At 73.7% G+C, this 3092-nt stretch carries 1 protein-coding gene; it reads right to left on the reverse strand.

Translation table 11 applies throughout. The features are described from left to right. Positions 1 to 3092 (reverse strand): SDR family NAD(P)-dependent oxidoreductase (locus ACIQUT_RS40210; protein WP_403570681.1); only part of this gene is annotated, 3092 nt, incomplete at both ends.

The raw sequence follows: 3092 nt of genomic DNA on the forward strand, positions 1-3092 counted from the left end.
GCGGGCGACAGTCCGGCGTTCGCGAGGGCGGCGCGGATGACGCGCTGCTGGGACGGGCCGTTGGGCGCCGTCAGGCCGTTGCTGGCGCCGTCCTGATTGATCGCCGAGCCGCGGACGAGCGCGAGGACCGGGTGGCCGTTGCGCCGGGCGTCCGACAGGCGCTCGACGAGCAGCATGCCGACACCCTCGCCCCACCCGGTGCCGTCGGCGTCCGCGGCGAAGGCCTTGATCCGGCCGTCCGCGGCCAGCCCGCGCTGACGGCTGAAGTCGATGTACGCACCGGGCGACGACATCACCGTCACACCACCGGCGAGGGCGAGGTCGCATTCGCCGTTGCGCAGGGCCTGGATCGCCCAGTGCAGCGCCACCAGCGAAGCCGAGCAAGCGGTGTCCACCGTCACGGCCGGACCTTCCAGCCCGAACGCGTACGAGAGCCGGCCGGAGACGACGCTCGCCGCGTTGCCGGTACCGAGGAAACCCTCGATGCCGTCCGGAACGGAGTCGAGCATGGTCCCGTAGTCCTGGCCGTTGGTGCCGACGAACACGCCGGCCTGGCTGCCGCGGACGCTCGCCGGGTCGATCCCGGCCCGCTCGAACGCCTCCCAGGTGGTCTCCAGCAGCAGACGCTGCTGCGGGTCCATGGCCAGCGCCTCACGCGGCGAGATGCCGAAGAAGTCGGCGTCGAAGTCCGCAACGTCGTAGAGGAAGCCGCCCTCACGGGCGTAGAACGTGCCCTGCCGGTCCGGGTCCGGACTGTAGAGCCGCTCCAGGTCCCAACCGCGGTCGGCCGGGAACTCACCGATGGCGTCACCGCCACCGGCCAGCAACTGCCACAGGTCCTCGGGGGTACGGACCCCGCCCGGGAAGCGGCAGCTCATCGCCACGATCGCGATCGGGTCGTCATCGACGGCCACAGTCTCCGGACCGGCGATCTCGACCTGCGTGCCCTGCAGTTCGTCCCGGAGGAACGCCGTCAGGGCCGACGCGGACGGGTAGTCGAAGATCAGAGTCGCCGGCAGCGTCACGCCGGTCGCCGCACCCAGCCGGTTGCGCAGCTCGACCGCGGTCAGCGAGTCGAACCCGAGCTCCTTGAACGCACGGTCGGCGCCGACGGCGTCGATACCGTCGTGTCCGAGGACCGCCGCGACCTGGGCACGGACGAGGCCGAGCAGCTCCCGCTCCAGTTCGGCCGCACCGAGTCCGGCGAACCGTTCGACCGGCGAACCGGTCCCGGCCCCGGCGGCGGCAGGCCCGGCAGGCCGGGTCTCCACCAGCTCGGCGAAGAGGGCACTCGGACGGACGACGGTGAACGCGGGGCCGAAGCGCTCCCAGTCCACATCGGCGACCAGCAGGGCAGCATCCGCAGGCGACGCGACGCTCTGCCGCAGCACGGCCATCGCCGTCTCCGGCGCCATCGGCGGCAGACCCTCGCGACGCATCCGCGCGTCCAGCGCATCGTCGGCGGCCATACCGCCTTCAGCCCACGGACCCCAGGCGAGGGAGGTCGCGGCCAGCCCGGCGGCGCGCCGCTGCTCGGCGAGCGCGTCCAGGTAGGCGTTGGCTGCGGCGTAGTTGGCCTGGCCGGCCGAGCCGGTCACGCCGCTCATGGACGAGAACAGCACGAAGGCGGAGAGCTCGATGCCCAGCTCGACGGTCAGCTCGTGCAGGTGGAGCGCCGAGACGGCCTTGGCGCGCAGCACGGTCTCGAACCGCTCGGCCGTCAGGGCGTCGAGGACACCGTCGTCGAGCACACCGGCGGTGTGGACGACCGCGGTGAGCGTCTCGGCCTCGGCGGCCAGGAGGCTGCGAAGGGCTTCGCGGTCGGCGGCGTCGCACGCCACGACCGACACCTTGACGCCCTGCTCTGCCAGCTCGGCCACCAGCTCGGCGGCCCCCGGAGCGTCAGCGCCCCGGCGGCTGGTCAGCACCAGCCGCTCGGCACCCGCACCGGCCAGCCAGCGCGCCACGCGCCGACCGAGCGCACCCGTGCCGCCGGTCACCAGGACCGTCCCGGACGGAGTCCAGGCCCGGTCGGCCTGTCCGCCGGAGGCACGGACCAGTCGGCGTCCGAAGACCCCGGAGGAACGTACGGCGACCTGGTCCTCGCCGGTGCTGCCGGCGCCCAGTACGCCCGCCAGGCGGGCCATGGCCCGCTCGTCCCAGGCCTCGGGCAGGTCGACCAGACCGCCCCAGCGTCCGGGCAGCTCCAGGGCGGCCACCCGGCCCAGACCCCACGTCTGGGCCTGCACCGCCGAGACGAGGCGGTCCGAACGGCCCACGCTGACCGCGCCCCGGGTCAGGCACCACAGCGGCGCCTCGACCCCGGCATCACCCAGCGCCTGCACCAGTCCGGCCGTCGGGAGAACACCGGACACCTCGTCCAGGGCAAGGAGGGAAACCACGCCGGCGACACCCTCGGCCTCGCCCTCGGCCAGCAGCCCGGCCAGTGCGGCACGGTCCGTACCGGCCTCGACCACAATCCGGCGGACCTCTGCGCCGCGCCCGGTGAGGGCGCCCACCACGCCGGTGTCGTCCACGCCGTCGGCCGGAACCACGACCAGCCAGGAACCCGACAGCCGCGCACCGGACGTGCCGTCGGCCAGCGGCTTCCACGACACCCGGTAGCGCCAGCGGTCCACCTCGGACTGGGTCCGCAGGCCACGGCGCCAGGCCGAGAGCGTCGGCAGCGCCGGCAGGACGGTGTTCCAGGCGTTCTCGTCGGCCACGTCCAGAGTGGCGGCGAGCGACTCCAGGTCCTCGCGCTCGACGGCGTCCCAGAACCGGGAGTCCAGCTCGTCGGCAGCACCGATGTGCTTGCTGCCGTTCGCCATCGGCAGCCAGTAGCGCTGCCGCCGGAAGGCGTACGTCGGCAGCTCCACCCGCCGCGCGCCCGAACCGGTGTAGAACGCCGTCCAGTTCACCTCGACGCCGCGTGCGTGGGCCTGCGCCAGCGAGGCCACGACGGTGTCGGCTTCGGGACGGCCGTTGCGCAGGACGGGCACGAAGGCGGCGCCTTCGCCCGTCACGCACTCCTGGCCCATGGCCGAGAGCACACCGCCCGGGCCGAGTTCGAGGTACGTCGTGACGCCCGC

The organism is Streptomyces sp. NPDC090445, assembly GCF_044769385.1.
In the GTDB taxonomy this organism is placed as follows: domain Bacteria; phylum Actinomycetota; class Actinomycetes; order Streptomycetales; family Streptomycetaceae; genus Streptomyces.